The 20,468-nt window shown below is 58.6% G+C and carries 19 protein-coding genes; 11 read left to right on the forward strand and 8 right to left on the reverse strand.

Going from position 1 to position 20,468, the window contains the following annotated elements; genetic code table 11:
- Positions 1 to 79 precede the first annotated feature (79 nt).
- Both AC1P02_RS04815 and AC1P02_RS04820 read left to right on the forward strand, forming a co-directional pair.
- Complete coding sequence (locus AC1P02_RS04815) at positions 80 to 2,668, forward strand: sensor histidine kinase (RefSeq protein WP_125609241.1); 2,589 nt, start codon at positions 80 to 82, stop codon at positions 2,666 to 2,668.
- An 86-nt stretch (positions 2,669 to 2,754) separates the two neighbouring features.
- Positions 2,755 to 3,438, forward strand: a complete 684-nt coding sequence (locus AC1P02_RS04820; protein ID WP_021139877.1) for a response regulator — start codon at positions 2,755 to 2,757, stop codon at positions 3,436 to 3,438.
- A 96-nt stretch (positions 3,439 to 3,534) separates the two neighbouring features.
- Here AC1P02_RS04820 and AC1P02_RS04825 read toward each other — a convergent pair whose 3' ends face one another.
- Complete coding sequence (locus tag AC1P02_RS04825; protein WP_256686422.1) at positions 3,535 to 4,662, reverse strand: multidrug effflux MFS transporter; 1,128 nt, start codon at positions 4,660 to 4,662, stop codon at positions 3,535 to 3,537.
- 92 nt (positions 4,663 to 4,754) lie between these two features.
- On the opposite strand from AC1P02_RS04825, the gene AC1P02_RS04830 reads away from it, so the two are divergent.
- Positions 4,755 to 5,543 carry an AraC family transcriptional regulator gene (locus tag AC1P02_RS04830; protein ID WP_059112346.1) on the forward strand — a complete coding sequence of 263 codons (789 nt, stop codon included), beginning with the start codon at positions 4,755 to 4,757 and terminating at the stop codon, positions 5,541 to 5,543.
- Here the strand turns inward: AC1P02_RS04830 and AC1P02_RS04835 are convergent.
- Positions 5,509 to 5,742, reverse strand: a complete 234-nt coding sequence (locus AC1P02_RS04835; RefSeq protein ID WP_021139880.1) for a hypothetical protein — start codon at positions 5,740 to 5,742, stop codon at positions 5,509 to 5,511. The genes AC1P02_RS04830 and AC1P02_RS04835 overlap by 35 nt on opposite strands.
- 292 nt (positions 5,743 to 6,034) lie before the next feature.
- On the opposite strand from AC1P02_RS04835, the gene AC1P02_RS04840 reads away from it, so the two are divergent.
- Positions 6,035 to 7,285, forward strand: a complete 1,251-nt coding sequence (locus AC1P02_RS04840; RefSeq protein WP_271787220.1) for a valine--pyruvate transaminase — start codon at positions 6,035 to 6,037, stop codon at positions 7,283 to 7,285.
- A 58-nt stretch (positions 7,286 to 7,343) separates the two neighbouring features.
- Here the strand turns inward: AC1P02_RS04840 and AC1P02_RS04845 are convergent, their stop codons facing one another.
- Both AC1P02_RS04845 and AC1P02_RS04850 read right to left on the reverse strand, forming a co-directional pair.
- Positions 7,344 to 7,781: an Hsp20 family protein gene (locus AC1P02_RS04845; protein WP_058395536.1), complete on the reverse strand. Its 438-nt coding sequence runs from the start codon at positions 7,779 to 7,781 to the stop codon at positions 7,344 to 7,346.
- A 92-nt stretch (positions 7,782 to 7,873) separates the two neighbouring features.
- On the reverse strand, positions 7,874 to 8,287 hold the full coding sequence (locus AC1P02_RS04850; RefSeq protein WP_021139883.1) for an Hsp20 family protein: 414 nt from the start codon (positions 8,285 to 8,287) through the stop codon (positions 7,874 to 7,876).
- Positions 8,288 to 8,567: 280 nt separating this feature from the next.
- Here AC1P02_RS04850 and AC1P02_RS04855 point away from each other — a divergent pair, with 280 nt between their 5' ends.
- The 5 genes from AC1P02_RS04855 (at position 8,568) to AC1P02_RS04875 (ending at position 12,580) form a co-directional block, all read left to right on the forward strand.
- Complete coding sequence (locus AC1P02_RS04855) at positions 8,568 to 9,338, forward strand: MBL fold metallo-hydrolase (RefSeq protein ID WP_485184322.1); 771 nt, start codon at positions 8,568 to 8,570, stop codon at positions 9,336 to 9,338.
- A gap of 90 nt (positions 9,339 to 9,428) precedes the next feature.
- On the forward strand, positions 9,429 to 10,388 hold the full coding sequence (locus AC1P02_RS04860; RefSeq protein ID WP_485184324.1) for a GlxA family transcriptional regulator: 960 nt from the start codon (positions 9,429 to 9,431) through the stop codon (positions 10,386 to 10,388).
- 71 nt (positions 10,389 to 10,459) lie between these two features.
- A complete protein-coding gene (locus AC1P02_RS04865) occupies positions 10,460 to 11,164 on the forward strand; it encodes a helix-turn-helix transcriptional regulator (protein ID WP_219614856.1) in 705 nt (234 codons plus the stop codon).
- A gap of 70 nt (positions 11,165 to 11,234) precedes the next feature.
- Positions 11,235 to 11,612: a VOC family protein gene (locus tag AC1P02_RS04870; RefSeq protein ID WP_485185422.1), complete on the forward strand. Its 378-nt coding sequence runs from the start codon at positions 11,235 to 11,237 to the stop codon at positions 11,610 to 11,612.
- Positions 11,613 to 11,815: 203 nt separating this feature from the next.
- Complete coding sequence (locus AC1P02_RS04875; protein ID WP_485184326.1) at positions 11,816 to 12,580, forward strand: GNAT family N-acetyltransferase; 765 nt, start codon at positions 11,816 to 11,818, stop codon at positions 12,578 to 12,580.
- 67 nt (positions 12,581 to 12,647) lie between these two features.
- Here the strand turns inward: AC1P02_RS04875 and gyrB are convergent, their stop codons facing one another.
- The 4 genes from gyrB to dnaA form a co-directional block, all read right to left on the reverse strand.
- On the reverse strand, positions 12,648 to 15,062 hold the full coding sequence (gene gyrB / locus AC1P02_RS04880; protein ID WP_485184328.1) for a DNA topoisomerase (ATP-hydrolyzing) subunit B: 2,415 nt from the start codon (positions 15,060 to 15,062) through the stop codon (positions 12,648 to 12,650).
- Positions 15,059 to 16,162 (reverse strand): DNA replication/repair protein RecF, encoded by a 1,104-nt coding sequence (gene recF, locus AC1P02_RS04885; RefSeq protein WP_021139890.1) that lies wholly within the window; start codon positions 16,160 to 16,162, stop codon positions 15,059 to 15,061. Before recF ends, gyrB begins: the two co-directional genes overlap by 4 nt.
- 2 nt (positions 16,163 to 16,164) lie before the next feature.
- On the reverse strand, positions 16,165 to 17,268 hold the full coding sequence (gene dnaN, locus AC1P02_RS04890) for a DNA polymerase III subunit beta (RefSeq protein ID WP_005319542.1): 1,104 nt from the start codon (positions 17,266 to 17,268) through the stop codon (positions 16,165 to 16,167).
- An 82-nt stretch (positions 17,269 to 17,350) separates the two neighbouring features.
- A complete protein-coding gene (gene dnaA / locus AC1P02_RS04895) occupies positions 17,351 to 18,721 on the reverse strand; it encodes a chromosomal replication initiator protein DnaA (RefSeq protein ID WP_005319544.1) in 1,371 nt (456 codons plus the stop codon).
- 311 nt (positions 18,722 to 19,032) lie between these two features.
- Here dnaA and AC1P02_RS04900 point away from each other — a divergent pair, with 311 nt between their 5' ends.
- Both AC1P02_RS04900 and AC1P02_RS04905 read left to right on the forward strand, forming a co-directional pair.
- Complete coding sequence (locus tag AC1P02_RS04900) at positions 19,033 to 19,791, forward strand: amino acid ABC transporter substrate-binding protein (RefSeq protein WP_005319547.1); 759 nt, start codon at positions 19,033 to 19,035, stop codon at positions 19,789 to 19,791.
- Complete coding sequence (locus AC1P02_RS04905) at positions 19,792 to 20,460, forward strand: amino acid ABC transporter permease (RefSeq protein ID WP_087756815.1); 669 nt, start codon at positions 19,792 to 19,794, stop codon at positions 20,458 to 20,460.
- Positions 20,461 to 20,468 lie beyond the last annotated feature (8 nt).

Consider the following 20,468-nt stretch of genomic DNA (forward strand, 5'->3'; position numbering starts at 1 on the left):
AACTGAGCCAGCGGTTGCTCGATAAGGACAATAATGCGTAATGAGGTAAAGGCGGCAAGTCTGGAGCGGGAGCACCGGGATGCGTGATGAGGCAAGGGCCGACGCCTTGCTGGCGAGCCTGGAGCAAGAACACAAGGGCAAGCTGAAGGTATTCCTCGGTGCCGCACCCGGCGTAGGCAAGACCTACGCCATGCTGCAGGCAGTGCGTGAGCAGGCAAGAGAGGGGGTCGATATCCTGATCGGCGTGGTGGAAACCCACGGCCGTCAGGAGACTCTTGCCCTGCTCGACAAGCTTGCCATCCAGCCACGCAAACTCCATCTCCACCGCCAGCAACGTCTGGAGGAGATGGATCTGGATGCGCTGCTTGCACGCAAACCCACCATAGTGGTGGTGGATGAGCTGGCCCACAGCAACGCCCCCGGCAGCCGCCACGAGAAACGCTGGCAGGATGTGGAGGAACTGCTCGGTGCCGGCATCGACGTCTACTCCACCCTCAACGTGCAACACCTCGAGAGCCTCAACGATCTGGTGTGGCAACTGACCGGTGTCAGGGTCAAGGAGACCCTGCCCGATCAGGTGCTGCTGGAGGCCGACAGCATAGTGCTGATCGACCTGCCCCCCAAGGAGTTGCTCGGCCGGCTCAAGGAGGGCAAGGTCTATGTGCCCCATCAGGCCAAGGCCGCCCTGCAATCCTTCTTCTCCCTCAACAACCTGACCGCCCTGCGCGAGCTGGCGATGCAGACCGCCGCCAGCCACGTGGAGGGGGATCTGCAACTGCAGTGGCAAGCCGCAGGCAAGACAACGCTGCCGTTGCGAGGCAAGCTGATGGTTTGCCTCGGCGATCAGCACGGCTCTGCACTGGTGCGTTACGGCCACCGTTTCGCCCAGCGCCGCCAGCTGCCCTGGCTGGTGGTCCACATCGACAGCAAGGGGCAACGCTCCGCCGAACTGGAGCAAGCACTGGCGCTGGCTTCCCACCTCGGTGCCAAGGTGCTGACTCTCTCCAGCCCGGCGGTAGCCAGTACCCTGCTGGAAACGGCCGAGCAGCAACAGGTATCGCAACTGCTGCTCGGCAAACCCCACAAGGCCCCCTGGCGCCGCTCCCTAGTGCAACACCTGCTCAAGCAGGCACAAGGGCTCGAAATCACGCTGGTGGATACCGAGAAGCGCAAACCCGGCATAGGATTGCAACCGCTTCACCCCAAGGACATTCGCCAGAGTCTGCTGGCAGTGACCATAATGGGGCTGACATCGGCTGCCGCCTGGGGACTCTCTCACTGGCTGCCCCCTGCCTCCCTGCCGCTGCTGTTCGTATTGGGGGTGCTGGCGACGGCACTCACCACCAGCCTGGTGCCCGCCATTCTGGCGGCCGTGCTGGGGTTCGTCGGCCACAATCTGCTGTTCACCGCTCCCTACTTCTCCCTCAGCGTGGCCAGTCACAGTGATCTGCTCACCCTGTTTGTGCTGCTCATCGTCGGCATGACGGCGGGGCGGCTCGCCTCCCGCCAGCGCCAACAGCTGGTGGGCTTGCGCGAAACCCAGCAGCTCGGCAACGCCCTGCTGTCGCTGAGCCAGGGGCTGGCCACCGCCAGCAGCCCGGAAGAGGTGCTCAGGCAAGGCACCCAGGCCATCTCGCTGGCCCTGGCCCAACCCGTCTTTGCCCTCGATCAGGACTATCAGCACAGGGCGGGCTCGGCCCAACACAATCCGGGCCAGACCGACAAGGCGGCCATCGACTGGTGTCTGGCCCAGAAGCAGAGCGCCGGTGCCCACACCGCCACCCTCAATGCAGCCGAAGCCCAATATCACCATCTCACCGATGAGCTGATCCTCGGCATTCGACTGTCCAACCCGCTCGCCTCGTCGGCCGAGCATCAGCTGCAAGCCCTGCTCACCGACATCCGCGCGGCCCTGGCACGGATCGATCTCAACGAACGGTTGGCCGACAGCCAGTTGCAGGCAGAGACGGATCGGATGCGCGCCGCCCTGCTCTCGTCTGTCTCTCACGACCTGAAAACCCCGCTCGCCACCATAATGGGGGCTGGCAGCACCCTGCTGGAGTACGGTGACAGGATCAGCCCGGAGGATCGCAGCGAACTGCTCCATTCGGTGCAGGACGAGGCCCGTCGCCTGCACAGCTATGTGCAGAACCTGCTGGACATGACCCGCATCGGTTCACCCGACTTCCAGCTGAAACGCGACTGGGTCGACCTGGCCGATCTGGTGGAGAGTGCCCGCAAGAGGCTGGAGTCTTCCTGGCGTCAGCACAAGCTGCTGGTGCACTTCGATCAGCAGATCCCCCAGCTTTATGTGCACGGCGCCCTTATCGAGCAGGTGCTGGTCAATATCCTCGACAATGCCTCCCGCTACTCACCGGCCGGCACCCCCATAGAGTTCAAGGTGATGCTGGCGGATCCGGACCTCATCCTCGACATCATAGATATCGGGGTCGGCATCGCCGAGTCGGACCGGGACAAGATCTTCAATCTGTTCTACACCCAGCCTGTCGGCGATTGCGGCAGTCGAGGCACCGGGCTTGGCCTCGCCATTTCTCGCGCTATGATAGAGGCCCATGGCGGCCGTATCTGGGCATTCTCCGGTCCCAATGGCAACGGCACCTGCATGCGCATCTCGCTGCCGCTTGCCCTCAACGCACCTGAGGTATAATGGTCCGCATATGGCTCACAGCGATGGCAGAGAGTGCTATTTCCCCTCGCCTCAGCCCTCCCCCAATGTTCGCCTCAGGAGACTAGATGGCTCACATATTGGTCATAGATGATGAAGCGGCGATTCGCCGCTTTCTGCGTATCAGCCTGATTGCCGAAGGGCATCAGGTCAGCGAGGCGGTAGGGGTCAACGAAGGGCTGGAGCTGTATCGCCATCTCAATCCTGATCTGGTGATCCTGGATCTCGGTCTGCCGGATGGGGATGGCATTCAGATACTGCAAGCCATTCGCGAGCACCACCAGAATCCGGTACTGGTACTGTCGGCGCGGGATTCGGAACAGGAGAAGGTGCGACTGCTGGATGCCGGCGCCAACGACTATATGAGCAAGCCGTTCGGCATTGGTGAGATGATGGCCCGCATCCGGGTATTGCTGCGCCAGCGGGCCGGAGTCAGCAGCGGCGAACGCCGCCACTTTCCGCAATGTGGCCTGACCCTGGACGCCAGCAGCCACAAGGTGAGCCTGCATGATGAGGAAATTCCCTTGTCTCGCAAGGAGTTTGCCCTGCTGCAGGCGCTGGTGTGCCATCCCGGCAAGCTGGTGATGCAGACCCAGCTGCTCAACGACATCTGGGGGCCAAGCCACAAGGAAGATACCCACTACCTGCGCATCGTCATCGCCAGTCTGCGCAAGAAGCTGGGGGATAATCCCCAGCAACCCAGCCTGATTGAAACCGAATCCGGCATCGGCTACCGCTTTGTCGGCAGCTGATGTTTCAGCAAAAAGCTGGGCGGCAACATTCCCAGCAACCCCACCTGATCGAGACCGAGTCCGGCATCGGCTACCGCTTTGTCGGCAGCTGATGTTTCACGTGGAACGCCGTCCGCTGCACAGTACGGCCAAGAGGCCACAGCCAAAGAGCAGCATGCCCAGATCCTGCAAACCGGCCGCCAGTGCCAACCCCAGACTGAGCAACAGGTAGTAGGCCAGCCCGAACAGAGCACCCGCACTGCCTGCCACCTCCCGATAAGTCAGCAAGGCCTGACTGAGCACATTGGGAATGGCGATACCAAAGGCCACGACCACCCCCATCATGGGCAACAGGAACCAGAGCGAATCCTGACTCGCCCACACAGCCCCCCCCGCCCCCAGCGCCAGCGACGTGGCCAACCTGATGAGCGACATCGACTGCCAGCCCTTGCCCAGCAAGCGCTTGTTCAGCAGGCTGCCGATCAGAGTCCCTAGCGCCAACACCAGGCCGGAATAGCCGAACTCGCTGGCATTCAATCCCAATCCGGCAAACAGAAACGGTGCCAGGCTGTAGTAGCCAAACAGCATGGTATTGAACAGAGCGACCAGCAGGGCGCTACGCCAGAGCCCGCCATCCCTTGCCATCCGGTACGCCAGTGGCCAGAGAGCCACCCGGGTAGTGATGGCAGGACGGGTTTCCGGCAGACGCCAGCTGGCGATCACCATCAATCCCAGGGCCAGCACCAGCAAGCCGCTGAAGACACCGAGATAGCCTAAATGCTCGGCCAACAGACCGCCGCTCACCAGCCCCAACACAGGGCTGATGGACAGAGCCACCCCCATCACGGAGAAGACACGGGCCAGATCGCTGCCCTGATAGCTGTCACGCAGCATGGTCTGGGTCACGACAGATCCCACGGCTGCGCCAAAGGCCGAGATGATCCGGGCCAGCAGCAGGGTTTCAAACTGGTTGGCCAGCAATGCCAGCAGACTGCCTGCCCCGTAGGTAAGCAGACCGGCCAGCATGGCCGGACGCCGACCGATCAGATCGCAGAGGCGACCCCAACAGACAACCCCTACCGCAAACGCCAGAAAATAGACTGACAGTGTCTGGGACGCCTGCCCGTCACTCACCCTGAACTGACTGGCAATATGCGTCAGCACAGGGCTGTAGATGGTCTCCACTATCTGGGGAAACATCATCAATCCGACCACCAGCCAGAGCGGTGGCAACTTGTTGTTCATGACAAACCTCCTTGACGAGAGGTTGCCAGTCTAGAGAGATACGAAATGTCTGATTACAATAAGCAAGACTATAAACATCAATAATCAGACATATGGCCTTTATTCTTCCCGATCACCCTTTTGATCCCGACCGCCTGACTGGCAGCGTGATCGGCATAGCCTCTGCACTGGGTTGGCACGACTCAGGCCTGCATCAGCATCAACGCCATCAGCTGTTGTTCGCCCAGGCTGGCTGCATGAGCATAGAGCTGGCCAATCGGGTATGCCTGCTGCCACCCAGTCGGGCAGCCTGGCTGCCGGCGGGTACGCCCCACAGGGTCTTGATGCGCGGCGTGGTGGCCTACCGATCCCTCTACTTCATGCCACAACCAGAGCTGCCAGCCAGTGTGCAGGTGATCGCTGTCAACCCGCTGCTGCGGGAGATCATAGAACGAATGGCACTCTGGCCATGGGAGAAACCGGAAGTGGAGCAGAGCCGGACGCTGGCCTTGTTCATGGAGGAGCTGGCGCAAGCGCCGCGACAATCCTGGCAGCTGCCGTTGCCGGCAGACCCTCGCCTGGCAGTCTGGTTACAGGAGGTAAAACGGGGGGACACCCTGCCCGATCGGCTCAACCGGCTGGCCGGACGGGTGGGTGCCAGTGACAAGACCATAGGCCGCATCTTCATGCGAGACACAGGCATGAGCTATCAAGCATGGCGCCAGCAGTGGCGTCTGCTGCGCGCCATGGAGCTGCTGGCAGAGGCTGTGCCCATCAGTCGGGTAGCGGCTTCGCTGGAGTTCTCCAGCGACAGCGCCTTCATCAGCTTCTTCAAGCAGCATACGGGGCAGACTCCCCTGCGTCATCTCAACTCTCGGGGTGAGTCGCATCGGCCGAGCTAGCTTCCACCACCAGGGTATCCAGCGCCAGTGGCTTCAAGTTGCTGAGGGCATCCAGCACCACAGCCCGGGATGCTTCCTGCTGCTGGGCCAGCATCTCCTGTCCTAGTTTGGCGGTATCCAGTTCGGGTCTGGGGTTTTCAGTTGCCATGACATTCAGGCTGAGGGTGCTCATTATCAGGGTGGCGATCAGGGTTTTCATCTGGCTTGCTCCGGTATGGTTGAGATGACCAGATAGCTATTCCAATAGTCGTGCCAATCCTCAAAAAATACATAAGATTATGAATTTGTTTAAATTTATCTTCTTATGACACCAAGGTACGTCGCACAAAACATCATGCGTGGTCATTTTTAAACCCATTAATGGTATTTTTTACCATGCTCGATTATTGAGTCATGTTCCACGTGGAACGTCCCGTTATTTTGATCGACACCCGCTTTTAAACTGAGCTATGGTGCTACATCCCCGTAACTGACTCTGGATCCGTCACCGAATGGAATTTTCCTTGTTCGGCGAGAAGTTCACTCGCCACGCCGGCATTACCCAACTCATGGATGACCTTAATCAGGGGCTGACCAATCCGGACGCCATCATGCTGGGTGGCGGCAATCCGGCTCCGATCCCCGCCATGCTGGAGCGCTTTCAAACCGAAGCCAGAAACCTGCTCGACAATGGCGAACTGGTCAAAGCCATGGCCAACTACGACGGCCCCCAAGGCAAAGACAGGTTCACCAAGGCACTGGCCACCCTGCTCAGCAAGGAGCTCGGCTGGGATATCACGTCCCGCAATATCGCCCTGACCAACGGCAGCCAGAATGCCTTCTTCTACCTGTTCAACCTGCTGGCCGGTGAGTTCGCAGATGGCCGCAAGAAGAAGGTGCTCTTCCCCCTGGCGCCCGAATACATTGGCTATGCCGACTCGGCACTGGCCGATGACTATTTCGTGGCGTACAAACCCACCATAGAGAAACTGCCCGATGGCCAGTTCAAATACCATGTGGATTTCGAAAGTCTGCAGGTGGGTGACGATATCGGCGTGATCTGCGTCTCTCGGCCGACCAACCCGACCGGCAACGTGTTGACCGACGAGGAGATTGAACACCTCGATCAAATCGCCCGCGACAAGGGAATTCCACTGCTGATCGACAATGCCTACGGTGTGCCCTTTCCCGGCATCATCTTCAGCGAGGCCAAGCCGTTCTGGAACGCCAACACCATCCTCTGCATGAGCCTCTCCAAGCTGGGACTGCCAGGCACCCGCTGTGGCATCGTCATCGCTGATGAGAAGATCATCCAGGCCATCACCAACCTGAGCGGCATCATCAACCTGGCGCCGGGCAGCCTGGGGCCCGCCATCACAATCCCCATGATCGAGAGCGGCGAGATCATTGCCCTTAGCGAACAAGTGGTAAAACCCTTCTACAAGCAGAAGGCCGACTTCGCCGTGCAACTGCTGCGAGACGCCATCCCGGACCCGCGCTTCCATATCCACAAGCCGGAAGGCGCCCTCTTCCTCTGGCTCTGGTTCGAAGGCTTGCCGATCCACAGCCAGGAGCTGTATGAACGGTTGAAGGCCAAAAATCTGCTGATCGTGCCTGGTCACTACTTCTTCCCCGGCATTGATGACCCAGAGTGGCGCCACAGCCAGGAGTGCATCCGCCTCAACTACTCCCAGAGCGAGGAGCTGGTGCGCCGTGGCATTGCCATCCTTGCGGACGAAATCAATACTCTCTACGCTCGCTGATCAAGCCTGCCAAAAACAAAAAGGCCTGCAATCGCAGGCCTTTTTCATCTCTTGTCACTTAGTTGGGCAGCGCCAGCTGATCGGGTTTGCCGATCTCGATGGCACGAGGCTTGAGCGCCTCGGGCAGCTCGCGAGCCAGATCTATGGTCAAGAGGCCATGTTCCAGTTTGGCGCCCTGCACCTCAACGTGCTGACTCAGCTTGAAGGCGAGCTCGAAGTCACGCTCTGCGATACCCTGATGGAGGAACTGACGCTCACCGGCAGCTGCCTTGCGCCCCTTCACCTTGAGGGTGCCGTTTTCGGTTTCCAGCTCCAGCTCTTCGCGCTCAAAGCCTGCCACCGCTAGCGTGATGCGGTAGCTGTCGTGCTCCCGCTTTTCGATGTTGTAAGGGGGATAGGCTGCTGCTTTTTGTTCAAACAGGCCCTCCAGCTCACGGGCCATCCGCTCAAAGCCGACGGCATTGGAATAGAGATGAGAAAAATCGAGGTTACGCATAATCCTATCCTTCTAATAAGCAACAGGTTTTTATTTCCACAGGCCCGTCATCGGCACCGGGAAGCTTGGTAAAAATGGATGCAAATCAGGCGTTAGCCGTTGATCTCAATCTTGCGCGGCTTCATCGCCTCAGGTACTTCTCGCATCAGCTCGATGTGCAGCAGGCCATTTTTCAGATCAGCCCCTTTCACCCGCACATAGTCGGCCAGTTGGAAACGACGCTCGAAGCCTCGCTCGGCTATGCCCTGATACAAATAGTTGCGATCGGACTCTGCCTGCTTGTTGCCCTTCACCGTCAGCAGATTTTCCTGGAAGCTCAGCTCCAGCTCTTCCTGGGTAAAGCCAGCCACCGCCATGCTGATACGGTAGTCGTTGTCACTCAGCTGCTCGATGTTGTAGGGGGGATAACCGGCATTGCCATTGCTGGCCGCAGATTCGATGAGATTGGCCAGACGATCGAAACCGATGGCAGAACGATAGAGCGGGGAAAAATCGATAGAACGCATAGTATTACCCTCTTGTGAGCGATAACGGATTATTTGCCCTCCTGTCGGACGGGCTCCTGGTCGAAACCTCTGTCGAGCGTTCCGGCCTTGTTACCTATATAGGGGCCAGCTTTTTGCTTTCAAGGGCGAAAATCAAAGAAATTTTTAGAATTTGCCCGGCACACAGTCGTCTCGTTCACCTGGCCCGATAGGATCGATAATCGACCCGCGGGCCACTCATGGCTGCCCGCATCCCCCGTCATACTGATTGCACATCTCGCCATTATCACGGAGCTACACAATGCAGATTACCCAGGTTCGCAACGCCACCTTGCTGATCGACTATGCCGGTACCCGCTTTCTGATCGACCCCATGCTGGCAGCGAAGGGGACACTGCCCGCCTTCGCCGGAACAGCCAACAGCCACCTGCACAACCCCCTGGTCGAGCTGCCCCTGCCCCTGGCGGAGATTCTCGATGTAGATGCGGTGATCGTCACCCACGATCACCTGGACCACTGGGACCCGGTCGCTCAGCAACAGATCCCCAAGCATCTGCCGCTGTTTGTGCAACATCAGAAAGATGCCGACACCATACGTGCCAGTGGCTTCAAAGATGTGCGCCTGCTGAGCGAGCAGGTCGAATTTGCCGGTATCCGCCTGCAACAGACAGAGGGGCAACACGGCAACGATCAGGTCATGGCTGCGTTGGCCGAGCGGCTGGGTGAAGTGTGTGGTGTGGTCTTCTCCCACCCGCAAGAGAAAACCCTCTATCTGGCAGGTGATACCGTCTGGAACGAGATGGTCGCACAGAGCCTGCGACAGCATGAACCTGATGTGATCATCCTCAACTGTGGCGATGCCCAGGTGCCGGGGCTGGGCTCCATCATCATGGGAAAGGAGGATGTGCGGGCCGTCTATCAGGCCGCACCACAGGCCACCCTGATTGCCAGCCACATGGAGGCGGTCAATCATGCCGTGCTGTCACGCAAGGAGTTGCGCGACTATCTGGCCGAGCACGGCATGGCGGATCGGGTGCGGGTACCGGAAGATGGCGACACGCTCTCGCTGTGATGGCTGGGGCCGAGCATCCGCATGGCCCTTCGGCTTTCAGCTGCCAGCGCATATCATGGTTGTTCATCGCGCAAAGAGGAGGCCAGCGTCATGCCCATACCGATAGTTGCCGTCGTGGCCTTTGACCACTTCAGCCCCTTTCACTGCTCAGTGCCCTGCCTCATCTTCGGCGACATACTGCCGGGTCAGCCCCTGTTCGAGCTCAGGCTCTGTGCCGGGGATGGCAAGGCCAGCTCGCATTCGTCACAGGGGTTCAGCATCCAGGCACCTCATGGGCTGGAGGCCCTGGCCGAGGCGGACATCATAATCATTCCCTTCTGGCGCGACCCGGCAGAACGCCCGGCCCAGCCACTGCTGGATGCCCTGGTGGCGGCTCATGCCAGAGGAGCTGAGGTGGTGGGACTCTGCCTCGGCACCTATGTGCTCGCCTATGCCGGCTTGCTCAATGGACGCAAGGCCTCGACCCATTGGGAGTACGAGCAGGATTTCCTCCGCCGCTTTCCCTGCGTGCGGCTCGATACCAACGCCCTTTATGTGGATGACGAGGGGCTGGTCACCTCGGCGGGCACAGCTGCCGGACTGGATTGTTGCCTCTATCTGGTACGCCAGCACTACGGCAGCGCCATTGCCAACCAGGTGGCACGACGGCTGGTGATCCCGCCCCACCGGGAAGGTGGCCAAGCCCAGTTCATCCAGCAGCCGGTCTCCGCCTCTACCCGGGATACCAGGATGAACCAGCTGCTCGATCACCTGCGAGCCCACCTGACGGAGCCGCATACCCTCGACAGCCTGGCGGCCCACGGCCTGATGAGTCGTCGCACCTTTACACGCCGCTTTCATCAGGCCACCGGCCTCTCCGTCGGAGAGTGGCTGCTGATCGAGCGCCTCAGGCGCTGCCAGGAGCTGCTGGAAGCCAGCACCCATCCCATAGAACGCATCGCCGAACTGGTAGGTTTCAAGACAGCCACCTCCCTGCGCCAACATTTTCGGGCCCGCTTCGCGGTTTCGCCGAGCGAATGGCGGCGATCTTTTCGTGGCAACAAGGAGTGAGTCGCTCTTCTCACCCTGTTCCGGCTCGCCCAAACATGGCACCCTAACCGCAGATCCCAAGGAGCCATGCTATGTCCCGTTCCGAACGCCTGCTGGCCCTGCTCCAGCTGTTGCGCGGTCACCGTTACGCCATCACAGGCACAGAGCTGGCCAGCCAGCTTGGCATCAGTCTGCGCACCCTCTATCGGGATATCGCCACCCTGCAGGCTCAAGGTGCCCATATCGAAGGTGAGCCCGGTATCGGCTATGTGCTGCGCCCTGGCTTCATGCTGCCACCGCTGATGTTCAGCGAAGAGGAGCTGGAAGCCCTGGTGCTGGGTTCACGCTGGGTCGTCGCGCACTGTGATGAAGCCTTGAGTGCATCTGCCAGCAGTGCACTGGCCAAGATAGAGGCCGTGCTGCCCGCCGAATACCGCCAACAGCTCCAGGCCAATGCCCTGCTGATCGGCACCTCCCGCAGCGACAGCCCTGTCGATGAGGCTCCCCTGCGCAGCGCCATCCGCCAGCAGCGCAAGGTGACCCTGAGCTATCGCGATCTGAAAGAGGAGCTATCTGAGCGCACCGTCTGGCCATTTGCTCTCGGCTACTTCGAGCAGGTGCGGGTACTGGTCACCTGGTGCGAACTGCGGCAGGGCTTTCGTCATTTTCGGGTAGATCGCATCGCCCGGATGCAGCTGGAAGATAACCCCTATCCCAAGAGCAGAGAGAGCCTGCTGAAAGAGTGGCGTGCTACCCAGCAGATCCCGCAACCAAAATTCATTGCTGACAGAAACTGACAGCAGGTAGCGCCATGCTGACGGGGTCGGCGCAAATGCGCCCTCCACCGAATCAAGGAGCGTTACCATGTTGTTAGTCCCACAGTTCACCATTCTCTATGTCGCGAATCCGGCTCGCAGCGCCCTCTTCTATCGCGAGCTGTTTGGCCATCCGCCAGTTGAAGAGTCTCCCACCTTTGCCATGTTCGTGTTCGAGTCGGGCGCCAGGCTGGCGCTCTGGTCCAGTGCCACAGTAGAACCCGCCGTTACCCAGAGTGCAGGCGCCATGGAGCTGGCCTTCCCTCTGCCTGATGAAGCCAGTGTCGATACCGAGTTTGCGAAATGGCAGGCTCGCGGCCTGGCCATAATCCAGCAGCCAACCAAGATGGAGTTTGGCTACACCGGCATGGCGCTCGATCCGGATGGCCATCGCCTGCGCCTCTACTGCCCGGGTGCCGAGCCAACCTAGATCTTCAGGTATCCACATCTGTACATCAGGAAAAATGCCGAACGCTAATCAGGCGTTCGGCATTTTCGTTATTTCAACCCGGCCGACAGTGACACTATCATCCTTTCAACTGCCAGTGTTTCACGTGGAACATCGGGAGGTGCCTCGCTAACCAGCTGCATTGCCTGTGTTATCATTCTCAAGCCTGATTATCTGGAAAAACAATGACCTCTCGACATAACTCCCTCAGACTTTACCAGCCGACCAACAGCACCCCGGATGAACTGACAGAGCAACAACTGGCACTGTTCACCCTGCTCCAACTGCGTGAGCAGGAGTTTGGCTTCAACCCGAATGTGATCGTCCATTATCCGGAAGCAGGCTTTCTCGGCTCGCCGATCGGTTATCTGAATCAGCTGATTGGCGAACAGTTGCAACAGGGCTACTTCATCAATCAGGTGGTTATCCTCACCACCTATCAGGTATTGAGCTCCCCACTCATGCAAGCCGGTTATCAGCATGAAGCCGTTCACATGCCAGCAGGCCCCGACCATACCGCTATCTTCAGATGGCAGTGTGGCACTCACCCGGCTGGCAAGACCCTCTATATCGAAGTCGTCAATGAGCAGGACCCAAAGATCCGGCCAACGTTTGTGCTGATGTTGCGCGATGAGCATGGCAAGCTGCAGGGTGGCATGTCCGGGTCAATCTGGACTAAAGAAGAGCGTCGTTATGCCTATATTGGCACTGTCGTTGTGCAACCGGGGCAACCCGCGGGAACCGGCACAATGCTGGCCAATACAGTGCTGGAGTACCTAAAGCTGCAAAGGGTTTGCGAAATCAATCTGGGCACCCAGACCGCCGAGCCTTTTTATACCAGGTTAGGATTCAGGGCCATTCGCAACATAGTGCCTGCGTTACGTCACCGCACGACAAAGGATGGCACCGAGCTTCCCCATAATCTGGTCATCATGAGCAAACTGCTCTGATCCCGCTGACTGCAGATGTAAAAAAGCCGCTCACAAGGAGCGGCTTTTTGCTGTCTGACTGCGTCGGTTAGACGTCGAGGTTGGCCACGCGCAGGGCGTTGGTCTCGATAAAGTCACGACGGGGCTCAACGGCATCACCCATCAGGGTGGAGAAGAGCTGGTCAGCACCGACGGCATCGTCGATGGTGACACGCAGCATGCGACGGGCTTCCGGATCCATGGTGGTTTCCCACAGCTGATCCGGGTTCATTTCGCCCAGCCCTTTATAGCGCTGGATGTAGATGCCACGCTTGCCTTCGCCCATCAGCCAGTCGACCGCTTCCACGAAGTTGGCGATCGGCTTGACCTTCTCGCCACGCTTGATGAAACCACCGTCCTCGATCAGGTTCGCAATCTCCTTGCCCAGCGAGACCAGTTGACGGTACTCGGAGGACTGCAGGAAGTCGTAGCTGATCGCATATTCACGGTCAACCCCGTGCTGACGCACGACGGCGTGCGGCACGAACAGGCTGCGCTCTTCGTCACGACGCACCTGGATCTGGTACTGAATACCGTGGTTGCTCTCGTTGAGCACGGCTTCCATGCCTTGGCACCAGGCCAGCAGCTCGCTTTCACTGGCCAGCAGGGTTTCGTTCAACTCAGGCTGATAGATCAGCTGGGTCAGCACGGCATCCGGTGCCCGGCGGGACATGCGGGTGATCAGGTGAGACACGGCACGGTGCTGGTTGACCAGACGCTCCAGTGCCTCGCCGCCGATAGGTGGCGCCGACTCGTTGACATGCAGGGTAGCACCATCCAGCGCCATGGCAGTCTGGTACTGCAACAGCGCATCTTCGTCTTTCAGATACTGCTCCTGCTTGCCCTTCTTGACCTTGTACAACGGCGGCTGGGCTATGTAGATGTAGCCACGCTCGATGATTTCCGGCATCTGACGATAGAAGAAGGTCAGCAGCAGGGTACGGATGTGCGCACCATCGACGTCCGCATCCGTCATGATGATGATGTTGTGGTAACGCAGCTTGTCCGGGTTGTACTCGTCACGACCGATACCACAGCCCAGGGCTGTGATCAGGGTGCCCACCTCTTGCGAGGAGATCATCTTGTCGAAACGGGCCTTCTCTACGTTCAGGATCTTGCCCTTGAGCGGCAGTATGGCCTGATTCTTCCGGTTGCGACCCTGCTTGGCGGAACCGCCAGCAGAGTCCCCTTCCACTATGTAGAGTTCGGAGAGGGCCGGGTCTTTCTCCTGGCAGTCTGCCAGCTTGCCGGGCAGACCGGCGATATCCAGCGCACCCTTGCGGCGAGTCAGCTCGCGGGCCTTGCGGGCCGCTTCACGGGCACGGGCCGCATCGATGATCTTGTTGACCACTATCTTGGCATCGCCCGGGTTTTCCAGCAGGAACTCGCCGAGCTTCTCACCCATCGCCTGTTCAACGGCGGTCTTCACTTCGGAAGAGACCAGTTTGTCCTTGGTCTGGGAGGAGAACTTGGGATCCGGTACCTTGACCGAGATGACCGCAATCAGACCTTCACGCACATCGTCGCCGCTGGCGGCCGACTTGGCCTTCTTGCTGTAATCCTCTTTGTCCATATAGGTGTTGAGGGTACGGGTCAGCGCAGTACGGAAACCCACCAGGTGAGTACCGCCATCCCGCTGCGGGATATTGTTGGTGAAGCAGTAAACCCCTTCCTGATAGGCATCGTTCCACTGCATGGCGACTTCGACACCGATACCGTCCTGCTCTGTGGAGAAGTGGAACACCTTGGGGTGGATCGGGGTCTTGTTCTGGTTCAGGTATTCAACGAACGCCTTGATACCGCCCTCATAGCAGAAATGCACCTCGCGGCCATCACGCTCGTCCTGCAGACGGATGGAGACACCGGAGTTGAGGAAGGAGAGCTCGCGCAGACGCTTGGCCAGGATCTCGTAGTGATACAGGGTATCGGTAAAGATGGTCGGGCTCGGCCAGAAGCGTACTTCGGTACCCGTGCCGCTGCTGCTGTCGCCAATCTGCTTGAGTGGCGCCTGCGGCTCACCCAGGTGATAGGTCTGCTCGTAGACATGGCCGTTGCGACGTATGGTCAGCAACAGCTTGTCAGAGAGGGCGTTAACAACTGAGACGCCCACGCCGTGCAGGCCGCCTGACACCTTGTAGGAGTTGTCATCGAATTTACCGCCGGCGTGCAGCACAGTCATGATGACTTCTGCGGCGGAGCGGCCCTCCTCCTCGTGCATGTCTACCGGGATACCCCGGCCATTGTCACGCACGGATACGGAACCGTCGGAATGGATCTTGACCAGAATATCGGAGCAGTAGCCAGCAAGAGCCTCGTCAATGGAGTTATCGACGACCTCAAACACCATGTGGTGCAGACCTGAGCCATCATCCGTATCGCCGATGTACATCCCCGGGCGCTTCCGGACCGCATCCAGGCCCTTCAGTACTTTGATATTCGAGGAGTCGTAAGTATTTTCACTCATAGCTTACTCTCTGCCTTCTCTAACGTTTCGGAGATCTTGCCTTGTTCCACGTGGAACAACTTGCAGTCATTCGCATCCATCATGTCTGCGAGCTGACCGGTGTCGATGGCGGTGATAAACACCTGAGAACCGCACTGCTTCAGCCTTGTGGCCAGCAAACGGCGCTTGTCGACATCCAGTTCAGAGGCAAAATCGTCAATTAAAAAAATACAGCCACGGCTGCTATGTTGATTCAAATAGAGCCCTTGGGCCAGTCGCATGGCACAGACCAACAACTTCAGCTGACCCCTGGACAAAATATCCTGAGCAGGCACACCGTTCGCCTTGAGTCGCACATCGGCCTTCTGTGGGCCTACCCCTGTGTAACCCAGCGTACGATCCCGCTCAAACCCCGCCTCCAGCAAGTCGCCGAGGGGGGTATCTTTCTCCCAGCCCCGATAGAAACCGAGACTGATGTCGAATTCGGGCAGAAAATCTGCCGTCATCTCCTTGATCAGGGGCGTAATGGCCTGACAATAACTGGCGCGAAACTCGGCCAGTTCACTCCCGAGCCGCACCAGCTCCTGATCCCAGAACGCCAACTGACGATACTGGGTGCTCTGGCGCAACAGCGCATTGCGCTGTTTCAACAGACGCCGCACTCGTCCCCACAGGGAGAAAAAGGTCGGTTCCTGATGGAAAACACCCCAATCCAGCCAGGCCCGGCGAGCCTGGGGCCCGCCCGTCAGCAGGTTGAAGCCATCGGGATGGATCAACTGCACCGGCAACAGCTCGGCCAGATCGGCCAGTCGCTGGGCCTGGGCCCCGGCGATCTTGAGCTGGGTCTCGCCACTCTTGTCCTTGGCGAGCCCGATGGGCACCTGACGCCCCTCCAGTTCACACTGGGCAAACAGGGTAAAGGCCCGCTCCCCCTGGCGGATAACCCGCCCGGTCAGGTGAGTACGAAAGGAGCGACCGAGACCAAGATAGTGAATGGCTTCCAGCACGCTGGTCTTGCCACTGCCATTGCACCCGACCAGGATATTGAGACCGGGGGACAGCTTGAGACTGGCCTGCTGGATATTGCGAAAGTCGCTGAGCTGGAGTTTGACCAGGGACACGACTAGATCCGCATCGGCATCACCACGTACTGAGCATCCTGATGATCAAAATCCTCAATAATGGCACTGCTGATGGAATCGCTCAGGCTAATCCGAATTTGGTCACATTTTAACGTATTCAGCACGTCCAGCACATAAGAGACGTTGAAACCTATCTCCATCTCGCTGGCTTCGTATTGTACGTCAAGCAGCTCTTCGGCTTCTTCCTGTTCCGGGTTGTTGGCGGTAATGCGCAGCAGGTTTTCCTGCAGATTGAGACGCACCCCACGGAATTTCTCGTTGGAGAGGATGGCGGCGCGGGCAAATGCCTGACGCAGATCCTCACGACCGGCAATCAGGGCCTTGTCGCTGTTGCGCGGAATAACCCGACGCCAATCAGGGAAGCGGCCATCCACAAGCTTGGAGGTGAAGATGAAGCCGTCCAGCGCGGCGCGCAGGTTGCTGCGACCAATCTGCAGCCTTACCGGCTTGTCTTCCGCTTCCAGCAAGCGCACCAGCTCAAGCACACCTTTACGGGGCAGGATAACCTGATGATCGGGCAGCGATTCTTCCACTACCTCGCGACGGCAGGTGGCCAAACGGTGGCCATCGGTCGCCACCGTACGCAGGCCGTGGCCCTCGCTCTCGAACAGCATGCCGTTCAGGTAGTAACGCACGTCCTGGCTCGCCATGGAGAACTGGGTCGCATCGATCAGCTTCTTCAACTCCAGCTGGCCAATGTCGAATTCGAGCACGGATTCCCAATCCTCGATATTCGGGTATTCACTGGCAGGCAGGGTCGATAGGTTGAAACGGGAACGACCGGAACGGATGATCAGGCGCTCGCCTTCGGTGTTGAGGCGAATGTCCGCGCCTTCCGGCAGGCCACGGCAGATATCCAGCAGCTTGCGCGCCGGCACAGTGGTGCGGCCATCCTGGCTCTCATTATTGAGATAGACCTGACCTATCATCTCGACTTCCAGGTCAGTCCCGGTCAGCGACAGCAGACCCTGGCTGACATCAAGCAGGACATTGCCGAGGATCGGCAGGGTCGGCCGGCCACCCAGGGCACCGGACACCAGTTGCAGAGGACGTAACAGGGCCTCACGGCTAATTTCGAGCTGCATCTGTGCTCTCCGTTGTTATCAGGACGAAAGGTTTCGGATCAGGTTGGAATATTCGCGCTGCATCTGTCCACTCACCGTCATATCAGGAAGAGAGGGTTCGGATCAGGTTGGAATAGTCCTCCTTGATGTCGTGACTCTCCTCCTTCAGCTGCTCTATCTTGCGGCAGGCATGAAGAACGGTAGTGTGGTCACGGCCACCAAAGGCATCACCTATCTCCGGCAAACTGTGGTTGGTCAGCTCCTTGGCCAGTGCCATCGCCAGCTGACGCGGACGGGCAACGGAGCGTGAGCGGCGTTTGGATAGCAGATCCGCCAGCTTGATCTTGTAATATTCAGCCACCGTCTTCTGGATGTTGTCGATGGTGACCAGCTTCTCCTGCAATGCCAAGAGGTCGCGCAGCGCTTCGCGCACGAAATCGATATTGATGGCACGGCCGGTAAAGTTGGCGTTGGCGATCACCCGGTTGAGGGCGCCTTCCAGTTCACGAACGTTGGATCGCAGACGCTTGGCGATGAAGAAGGCCACTTCGTCCGGCAGGTGGATCTGGTTCTCATCCGCCTTGCGCATCAGGATGGCGACGCGGGTCTCCAGCTCCGGCGGCTCGATCGCTACCGTCAGGCCCCAGCCGAAGCGGGACTTGAGACGATCCTCGACACCGTTGATCTCCTTCGGATAGCGATCCGAGGTCAGGATGATCTGCTGGTTACCTTCAAGCAGCGCATTGAAGGTATGGAAGAACTCCTCCTGGGAGCGCTCCTTGTTGGCGAAGAACTGGATGTCATCGATGAGCAGGGCATCGACGCTACGGTAATAACGCTTGAACTCTTCAATGGCGTTATTCTGCAGCGCCTTCACCATATCCTGCACAAACCGCTCGGAGTGCATATAGATGACTTTGGCGTCCTTCTTGCGCTCCTTGATGGCGTTGCCAACGGCATGCAGCAGGTGGGTTTTGCCCAGACCGGTGCCGCCATAGAGGAACAGAGGATTGTAAGCGCCACCCGGGTTGTCGGCTACCTGACGGGCAGCCGCACGGGCCAACTGGTTGGACTTACCCTCGACGAAGTTCTCGAAGGTATAGTTCACGTTGGTGTTGCTCTTGTGGTTCGGCTCAGGCTTGGCGTCAGCCTTGCTTTCCCAGCTCTTCTGCAAGTTATTCACAGGCGCAGCACCCCGCGCCGGCGCTCTTGCGATCGCAACGGGATGGGGACGATTACCTATATCAAAACGCAGGGTGGGGCCATCGACCCCACAGAGTTCATTGATGATGCCATTAACCCGGATGAGATACTTGTCTCGTACCCAGTCCAGAACAAAGCGATTCGGTGCATACAGGGTCAGAGTATTGTCACTCAACTCCGCTTGAAGCGGCCGGATCCACATGCTGAATTCTGCCGAGGGCAACTCATCTTGCAGCCGGTTAAGGCACTGCTGCCATAGCGAAGCAGTCACTCTAAACTCCCGTCAATTGATTAACTAAAGACCGGCTATTCTACGTTTTTAGCGGCTGGATCTCTAGCCGCCACCTCGTGGATCCGGCAAATAAGATCCTTGACTTTCAAGGATCCAGCACCGATGAATCTGATTTCATCCCCAAAGTTACCCACAGCCTGATCCCACCCGGACGGCCCCGGGGATCCTGACCTTAACCGGTTATTTTATATAACCAAATATCATTTATTCTTTGGGTTTTATTCCAATAACATCAACGCAAATCCAGTCATTACAACTAAAAATACAGAACAACAGAGAGAGGAATCCCCATGACATCATCCATCAAGCTGGTCTCCGGTGCCGCCATTCTGCTGGCCGCCCTGTCCGGTCAAGCCATCGCCCAGGAAACCATCAAGGTCGGCATGTCCGGCAAATACTTCCCGTTCACCTTCGTCAAGCAGGACAAGCTGCAGGGCTTCGAGGTGGATATGTGGAACCAGATCGGTGAGCGCACCGGCTACAAGGTCGAGTTCGTGACCGCCAGCTTCTCCGGCCTGTTCGGCATGCTGGAAACCGGCCGCGTCGATACCATCTCCAACCAGATCACCATCACCGACGAGCGCAAGGCCAAGTACGCCTTCTCCCAACCCTACGTCTATGACGGTGCCCAGATAGTGGTCCGCAAGGGCAACAGCACCATCCACGGCATCAAGGATCTGGAAGGCAAGACGGTTGCTGTTAACTTGGGTTCCAACTTCGAAGAACTGCTGCGCAAGAACGACCCGAACAAGAAGATCGATATCCGCACCTATGACTCCAGCTTCGAGCAGGATGTCGCCCTGGGTCGCATCGATGCTTTCGTGATGGACCGCGTCTCCACCGCCCAGCTGATCAAGGAATCCAAGCTGCCGCTGCAACAGGCTGGCGCACCGTTCGAGACCATTGAGAACGCCCTGCCCTTCCTGAAGACGCCTGAAAAGCAGGCTCTGCTGAAGAAGGTCGACGACGCCCTGACCGCCATGCGCAAAGATGGTGCCCTGCGTCAAATCTCCGAGAAATGGTTCGCAGCTGACATCACCGACAAATAAATGATGGAATTTGACCTCGAGTACACACTAGGGCTGTTCCCCATCCTGCTCAAATACCTGGGCACCACGATGGAAATGGCCCTGTGGGGATTCGTCTTGGCACTCGTGCTGTCGCTGACCCTGGCGATAGTACGGGTGTTTCGCATCCCCGTGATCCACTGGCTGGCGATGCTCTATATCTCGTTCTTTCGAGGTACACCCCTGCTCGTCCAGCTGTTTCTGCTCTACTACGGACTGCCGCAACTGTTCCCCGTCTTCGTGGGAATGGATGCCTTTACCGCCGCCATCGTCGGTCTGACACTGCACTTCGCCGCCTACATGGCCGAGTCGATCCGTGCCGCCATCCTGGGTATTCACAAGAGTCAGATGGAAGCGGCGCTCAGTATCGGCATGAGCCGCTATCAGGCTATGCGGCGGATCATATTGCCGCAGGCGGCACGCATAGCGACCCCGTCGCTGATGAACTACTTCATCGACATGATCAAGAGCACCTCGCTGGCGTTCACCCTGGGAGTGGCCGAGATCATGGGCAAGGCGCAGATGGAAGCCTCCTCCTCCTTCAAGTTCTTCGAGAGCTTCATGGCGGTGGCCCTGGTCTACTGGGTGGTGGTCATCATCTTCACCCGCTTGCAGCACCTGCTGGAAGTGCGCCTGAACCGTGCCTATTAAAGGAAGTC

Source organism: Aeromonas sp. TS_SC_11, from assembly GCF_057318915.1.

Bases quoted from the DNA above. Each gene is read 5' to 3' on its own strand.
- AC1P02_RS04830 (WP_059112346.1), top strand. From the start codon at position 4,755: ATGGCCTTTATTCTTCCCGATCACCCTTTTGATCCCGACCGCCTGACT.
- AC1P02_RS04835 (WP_021139880.1), bottom strand. From the start codon at position 5,742: ATGAAAACCCTGATCGCCACCCTGATAATGAGCACCCTCAGCCTGAAT.
- AC1P02_RS04840 (WP_271787220.1), top strand. From the start codon at position 6,035: ATGGAATTTTCCTTGTTCGGCGAGAAGTTCACTCGCCACGCCGGCATT.
- AC1P02_RS04820 (WP_021139877.1), top strand. From the start codon at position 2,755: ATGGCTCACATATTGGTCATAGATGATGAAGCGGCGATTCGCCGCTTT.
- AC1P02_RS04845 (WP_058395536.1), bottom strand. From the start codon at position 7,781: ATGCGTAACCTCGATTTTTCTCATCTCTATTCCAATGCCGTCGGCTTT.
- AC1P02_RS04855 (WP_485184322.1), top strand. From the start codon at position 8,568: ATGCAGATTACCCAGGTTCGCAACGCCACCTTGCTGATCGACTATGCC.
- AC1P02_RS04875 (WP_485184326.1), top strand. From the start codon at position 11,816: ATGACCTCTCGACATAACTCCCTCAGACTTTACCAGCCGACCAACAGC.
- dnaN (WP_005319542.1), bottom strand. From the start codon at position 17,268: ATGCAGCTCGAAATTAGCCGTGAGGCCCTGTTACGTCCTCTGCAACTG.
- AC1P02_RS04825 (WP_256686422.1), bottom strand. From the start codon at position 4,662: ATGAACAACAAGTTGCCACCGCTCTGGCTGGTGGTCGGATTGATGATG.
- AC1P02_RS04850 (WP_021139883.1), bottom strand. From the start codon at position 8,287: ATGCGTTCTATCGATTTTTCCCCGCTCTATCGTTCTGCCATCGGTTTC.
- gyrB (WP_485184328.1), bottom strand. From the start codon at position 15,062: ATGAGTGAAAATACTTACGACTCCTCGAATATCAAAGTACTGAAGGGC.
- AC1P02_RS04900 (WP_005319547.1), top strand. From the start codon at position 19,033: ATGACATCATCCATCAAGCTGGTCTCCGGTGCCGCCATTCTGCTGGCC.
- AC1P02_RS04905 (WP_087756815.1), top strand. From the start codon at position 19,792: ATGATGGAATTTGACCTCGAGTACACACTAGGGCTGTTCCCCATCCTG.
- AC1P02_RS04815 (WP_125609241.1), top strand. From the start codon at position 80: ATGCGTGATGAGGCAAGGGCCGACGCCTTGCTGGCGAGCCTGGAGCAA.
- AC1P02_RS04860 (WP_485184324.1), top strand. From the start codon at position 9,429: ATGCCCATACCGATAGTTGCCGTCGTGGCCTTTGACCACTTCAGCCCC.
- AC1P02_RS04865 (WP_219614856.1), top strand. From the start codon at position 10,460: ATGTCCCGTTCCGAACGCCTGCTGGCCCTGCTCCAGCTGTTGCGCGGT.